9 protein-coding genes are annotated in these 5,500 nt (G+C 33.3%); all 9 read right to left on the reverse strand.

Going from position 1 to position 5,500, the window contains the following annotated elements; translation table 11 throughout:
* Positions 1-257: 257 nt before the first annotated feature.
* Positions 258-770: a hypothetical protein gene (locus tag LB467_RS18290; protein WP_224475581.1), complete on the reverse strand. Its 513-nt coding sequence runs from the start codon at positions 768-770 to the stop codon at positions 258-260.
* A gap of 156 nt (positions 771-926) precedes the next feature.
* Positions 927-1,538: a DUF6252 family protein gene (locus LB467_RS18295; protein WP_224475583.1), complete on the reverse strand. Its 612-nt coding sequence runs from the start codon at positions 1,536-1,538 to the stop codon at positions 927-929.
* A 155-nt stretch (positions 1,539-1,693) separates the two neighbouring features.
* Positions 1,694-2,206 carry a hypothetical protein gene (locus LB467_RS18300; RefSeq protein WP_224475581.1) on the reverse strand — a complete coding sequence of 171 codons (513 nt, stop codon included), beginning with the start codon at positions 2,204-2,206 and terminating at the stop codon, positions 1,694-1,696.
* A gap of 155 nt (positions 2,207-2,361) precedes the next feature.
* Entirely contained in the window at positions 2,362-2,868 is a 507-nt protein-coding gene (locus LB467_RS18305; protein ID WP_224475585.1) for a hypothetical protein, read from the reverse strand.
* Positions 2,869-3,034: 166 nt separating this feature from the next.
* A complete protein-coding gene (locus LB467_RS18310; protein WP_224475586.1) occupies positions 3,035-3,571 on the reverse strand; it encodes a hypothetical protein in 537 nt (178 codons plus the stop codon).
* 160 nt (positions 3,572-3,731) lie between these two features.
* Positions 3,732-4,373, reverse strand: coding sequence for a hypothetical protein (locus LB467_RS18315; RefSeq protein WP_224475588.1), 642 nt, complete (start codon positions 4,371-4,373; stop codon positions 3,732-3,734).
* 172 nt (positions 4,374-4,545) lie between these two features.
* Positions 4,546-4,935 (reverse strand): hypothetical protein, encoded by a 390-nt coding sequence (locus LB467_RS18320; RefSeq protein WP_224475591.1) that lies wholly within the window; start codon positions 4,933-4,935, stop codon positions 4,546-4,548.
* Positions 4,936-4,966: 31 nt separating this feature from the next.
* Entirely contained in the window at positions 4,967-5,353 is a 387-nt protein-coding gene (locus tag LB467_RS18325; RefSeq protein ID WP_224475593.1) for a hypothetical protein, read from the reverse strand.
* On the reverse strand, positions 5,316-5,500 hold a 185-nt coding region (locus LB467_RS18330), incomplete at its 5' end, for a hypothetical protein (RefSeq protein WP_224475595.1). The genes LB467_RS18330 and LB467_RS18325, both read right to left, overlap by 38 nt.

Genomic DNA, 5,500 nt, shown 5'->3' on the forward strand with positions numbered 1-5,500 from the left:
TGATTGGAAAGCTTTTTGCGCAATGATTGCGAACTGCTTGGAAGTCCGCTTTTAGATTTTTTTGAGGGATTTCCTTTTAAAAATCAATCTCATCTTTAAAAGATCGACCCCACATTTTTCACAACGTCCCGTATAAAAACTGTGCGAGCGGGCGAGCGTGATTGTCCGCAGGACAATCCGCTAAGCAAGCGAGCATGGAATTTCGAATTAAGACTGATTTTAGCATTGTTTTTATATGCTGTTGGCAAATCGTTTTTTTATTTAGCGACTAAATTCAGTCCACAATTTTTACATTCAGTTTCATTTGTCAAAATTCTACTATTACAAGCAGGACATTTGTCAGTCACTTTTATAATTTCTTGATTATATTCTTTTTGTAATTCGTTTAATAATTCAGAGTCTTTTTCCTCAATAAAAATCAATAGGCGTTTTCCAAAAGGTGGAAACCAGGATTGTAGTCTAGCCCAATATATTTTGTGCCTGTTTTCGCTTTGAGAAAATCCGATTATTTTATATTCAGATTTTCCAGAAACAAAACTGTCAAATGTCAGTACATTAGATTGCTTAAAAATATTCCTTTCTCTTTCTTTTCTATTCAGATTTTTATATTCAACAAATGAACATTCATTTTCATTAAGAAATTCAATAATTTCATATTTCCTTATTTTTGGTTTGAAAAACAAGGGATAAAGAAAATATTTAACAATCAGAAACCAAATTGATAGAACAATAAGGATTGCAATAATTATTAAAATTATAGAATTTTCCATTCAGGTTTCAAAATGTTTGCCAACGTCTCGTATAAAAACTGTGCGAGCTGGAGGGCGTGATTGTCCGAAGGACAATCAGACGAACCAAGCGAGCAAAAAGTTTCGAATTAAGACAGGTTCAAGCATTGTTTTTATAAGTTGTTGGCATAAGTTTATTCAAAAATAAGCTTCATAGATCAGGTCAAATCGTCCCTCTGTTATCTCTGCCGTTTCATTGTTTTCCGTATCAATACAGTCAAAATAAAATTCTCCTGAAATTATTTGATTTTCTTCATCAATATGATGAAATGTAATTTCTCCATTATATTCATTTGTGGTAAAATGCTGAAATGAGTTATGGATATAAATATTGGGGTTTTCAGCACTCTGAGTATTTGTCGAAAAAAAATATTCTGCTGATAAAGAACCCTCAGATTTTAGAGTTACTGGATACGTTTCTCCTTCCATCAGAGGTGTATCAGATCCTGAAAGCATAATAGCCACGCTTTTATTTGTCAATTGATTATTAGCTCTTATAGAAAGATGATATCCAGGTTCAAGTCCGTAATATTCATATTCATAATAAGCATATTTTGCTGATAATAGATTTCTGGGTCCAAGACTAAAGCCACCTTTGCTCTTTGGTAAAAATGTTTCTCCATTTACTTTACACCCGAAAGTGTTCTTTCCTTCTGAAGTTATAGCAGGCAGTGAACTATCTGTACCGTCGTCATCCTTTGTACAAGAAAAAAGAGATATGATTAATATTAATAGTATTAACTTTTTCATATTGTATTTCAATTTATGCCAACGTCTCGTATAAAAACTGTGCGCGCTGGCGAGCGTGATTGTCCGCAGGACAATCCGCTAAGCAAGCGAGCATGGAATTTCGAATTAAGACTGATTTTAGCATTGTTTTTATATGCTGTTGGCAAATCGTTTTTTTATTTAGCGACTAAATTCAGTCCACAATTTTTACATTCAGTTTCATTTGTCAAAATTCTACTATTACAAGCAGGACATTTGTCAGTCACTTTTATAATTTCTTGATTATATTCTTTTTGTAATTCGTTTAATAATTCAGAGTCTTTTTCCTCAATAAAAATCAATAGGCGTTTTCCAAAAGGTGGAAACCAGGATTGTAGTCTAGCCCAATATATTTTGTGCCTGTTTTCGCTTTGAGAAAATCCGATTATTTTATATTCAGATTTTCCAGAAACAAAACTGTCAAATGTCAGTACATTAGATTGCTTAAAAATATTCCTTTCTCTTTCTTTTCTATTCAGATTTTTATATTCAACAAATGAACATTCATTTTCATTAAGAAATTCAATAATTTCATATTTCCTTATTTTTGGTTTGAAAAACAAGGGATAAAGAAAATATTTAACAATCAGAAACCAAATTGATAGAACAATAAGGATTGCAATAATTATTAAAATTATAGAATTTTCCATTCAGGTTTCAAAATGTTTGCCAACGTCTCGTATAAAAACTGTGCGAGCTGGCGTGCGTGATTGTCCGCAGGACAATCCGCTAAGCAATTGAGCACAGAGTTTCGATTGAAGAACAGATTAAGCATTGTTTTTATATGTTGTTGTACATAGTGCTACTAATTCTCAAACCTGACATATTCTGTTTCACGATCCATATCACTCCATTTAATTTTTAATATGTCTTGAGAAGTCGATGTTATTGTTCCTTTTTGAATGAAATCATTATAAAATATGGTGATTTTATTTTCTTCTAAGATATAAGGCATTGCCCCATCTCCATCATAATCCACAACATAAAATGATTTCGCAGTCAGCCAAAAGTCCGCGTGAGGTCCGCTGGGATCTTGAGTCCAAATACCAAAAGCTTGAGAAGTATCAATTTGTAAATTTCCAATCACTGTTTTTTCTGGTCGGTCAATATTTTGAATCTCTGGATTATCTGTGTTGTATTCTGAAATGGTAAAAGTCTTTCGGTTCTGAGGGTTTGCTAATTCATTATAAGCACTGACCGAATCCGATTTCACTTTCAATTCTTTAGTTGAATTTAATGAGTTTTTGTTCTCTTCACTTTTACAGGAAAAAAGCATTAAACCCAGAATAAAAGTTATCAATTTATAGTTCATATTTTCTGCATTATGTACAACGTCTCGTATAAAAACTGTGCGAGCTGGCGGGCGTGATTGTCCGCAGGACAATCCGCTGAGCAAGCGAGCACGGAGTTTCGATTCAAGACTGATTTAAGCATTGTTTTTATATGTTGTTACCTACTGTGGCTAAGCTATAAACTTCCTACATTGTAAATAGAGTATCAAATCTTCCTTCTCGTATTTTTATTATCTCACCCGTTTCCGGATTAATTATATCGAATTCAAAAATTCCTGATACGATTCTCTTTTCTTCGTCAAATTTTGTTATTTCCAGAAATCCAAAACCTCCACTTTTTGTAGTTACATCATAATGTTCATTAAGGTTTACTGAACATTCTCCGTAATGATTGCCTTCACTATTTTCCGATAAATTATATTTTTCACCTTCTTCTATTTTGGATTTTACAGAACCTATAATTATTTGGGAAATAATTTGATTTTCATCTTCTGCGCTTAAACTGAAATAAAAACCGTCATCTACAAATTGATAGTAACAATTAAAATAATCATTCTTTTCCACAAATGCTTTTCCATTTACCAAGCAACCAAATGTTCCTTCTCCCGTCGAAGTCTTAGCAGGTAAACATTCAATAGGGTTCTCACAACTTTCATCTTTTGAACACGAAATTGATAAAATCAAAATCAGGGATGTTAAAATGGTAAGTATGCTATTTTTCATAATTTCCGCTTTTTGTGGCCATTGTAGGTAACGTCCCGTATAAAAACAGTGCGAGCTGGTGAGCGTGATTGTCCGCAGGACAATCCGCTGAGCAAGCGAGCAGGGAGTTTGGATTTGAGACTGATTTAAGCATTGTTTTTATATAATGTTGTGGCAAGTTTTATCCGTTACCCATTATTTTAGAAGGATTGATTTTTCTTTTTAATCGAGAGTCATAATGAAAATCCATATTCATTAAAATCAAATAAACAACAGGAGCTCTGTAAAGAATATTACTAAATTCGTTCTGGTCTATTTGCTCAAAAAGCTGCTCTATCAAGTCTTCCTGGTAATAGCCATTATCCATTAGTTGTTTTAAAATTTTTCCTTGTCGATAAATCAAATGGTTTTCTGTCAGTTGTTCGCTCTTGTAAACCTTGTAAGGACACTGGTTCAAAACTCCATCTGCGATTATGAAAAGGTTGTAACTGAATCCGTAAGTGTCGGACAATTCTTGTAATTGATTATATGCTTTTATTCCATTCTTAGAACCCAAAGTGTCAATACCTTTCAAAAACTCTAAATATTCTTCTTTCCCGTTATTGTCTATCAGTCCGTTCGCCAATAGGACTTTCTCAGCTTTTAATGAAAATTCAAAAAAGTCAAATTCTGGTTTGCCCGTAGATTCATGAATGTTAGGATTTACCTTTTCATTTATACAATCTCTTAATGTCGATTCAGCTTTTGAGCTTTGTCCGTTACACGCGGTAGGCACGATTGCAATCGCAGCAATTAGGATCAGTTTGGAAAGGACTTTTTTCATTTTCAAAATATTAGTGAGCTGTCATTTTAAATTTGCCACAACGTCCCGTATAAAAACTGTGCGAGCTGGCGAGCGTGATTGTCCGCAAGGACAATCCGCTAAGCAAGCGAGCATGCAGTTTCGCTTCAAGAACAAATTAAGCATTGTTTTTATATGTTGTTGTGCAACGTTTTTATTCTCTACGGTGATAAATATATCTTTTGTCGGTAAAACCGTTCTCCTGCAAAATCACCTCAGTATCACTGACCTGAAAAATTTTAAATGAATTATTTCCAATAAAAAGCACCGAATCCCTAACTTTATAAGTAGTTCGATGAATAGTCCTGTTTTGTATTATATGAAGAGAGTCTGAAGGTTTAAAGACGAAATAAGTTTTTGGTTTCTCGTCATCACTTTCGGTTTTAGTAACGGATCCAGAATAAAATATTTCTGCTTCATTTTCACTTAGATGTTTTTCTTCCACAACTAACTCCCATTTTCCTTGCAGCAATAATTTAGCCTCTTCCTGAGCTGAACAATTAAAAGTTCCTATAAAGAATAGGATTAATATTATTCTATTCATTTTTCTTATTTTAATTTGTACATCGTTTAAATTATTTCTTGTTAATCTTAAAACGATTAAATCCGCTTACTCTATTTTGTTCTTGCTTAGAAATTGTGATATATGCAAAAACTGGAACAAGCAAAATACCTCCAATAATCCATATCATATAATGATTTCGGGTCACCTTCATTATTTCGAACATTACATAAAGAGTTACAGGTGTTCCAATAAGAAAAATGAGCCCTGCGATGAGAAGTGCTAATTTTGACTCTGATGCATAAATCTCATTAACGTGTTTTTCATTATTTGTTCCACAATTTTTGCAAACTATTTTTTTCCTTTCTCCCTCATTCATTGAAAATTCAATACGAGTATTCGAGTCTGATCGGAAGCCGATTTCATTTTTGCAGTTTTGGCATTTTAAAAAGAGTTTCATTAGGCAGATTTAATGTTGCACAACGTAGATCTAACTGTTGTAGTCGCATTTTCGCGGCTATTGCAGTTAGATGGTGTTGTCTGCTGTTTATCTTATCGGCTACGATCAGGTTAACAGGGACTGTTGATTGAAGCGCAACAATAAAAA

The organism is Salegentibacter tibetensis (genome assembly GCF_020164485.1).
Classification (GTDB): domain Bacteria; phylum Bacteroidota; class Bacteroidia; order Flavobacteriales; family Flavobacteriaceae; genus Salegentibacter; species Salegentibacter tibetensis.

Bases quoted from the DNA above. Each gene is read 5' to 3' on its own strand.
- LB467_RS18305 (WP_224475585.1), bottom strand. From the start codon at position 2,868: ATGAACTATAAATTGATAACTTTTATTCTGGGTTTAATGCTTTTTTCC.
- LB467_RS18320 (WP_224475591.1), bottom strand. From the start codon at position 4,935: ATGAATAGAATAATATTAATCCTATTCTTTATAGGAACTTTTAATTGT.
- LB467_RS18290 (WP_224475581.1), bottom strand. From the start codon at position 770: ATGGAAAATTCTATAATTTTAATAATTATTGCAATCCTTATTGTTCTA.
- LB467_RS18325 (WP_224475593.1), bottom strand. From the start codon at position 5,353: ATGAAACTCTTTTTAAAATGCCAAAACTGCAAAAATGAAATCGGCTTC.
- LB467_RS18295 (WP_224475583.1), bottom strand. From the start codon at position 1,538: ATGAAAAAGTTAATACTATTAATATTAATCATATCTCTTTTTTCTTGT.
- LB467_RS18315 (WP_224475588.1), bottom strand. From the start codon at position 4,373: ATGAAAAAAGTCCTTTCCAAACTGATCCTAATTGCTGCGATTGCAATC.
- LB467_RS18300 (WP_224475581.1), bottom strand. From the start codon at position 2,206: ATGGAAAATTCTATAATTTTAATAATTATTGCAATCCTTATTGTTCTA.
- LB467_RS18310 (WP_224475586.1), bottom strand. From the start codon at position 3,571: ATGAAAAATAGCATACTTACCATTTTAACATCCCTGATTTTGATTTTA.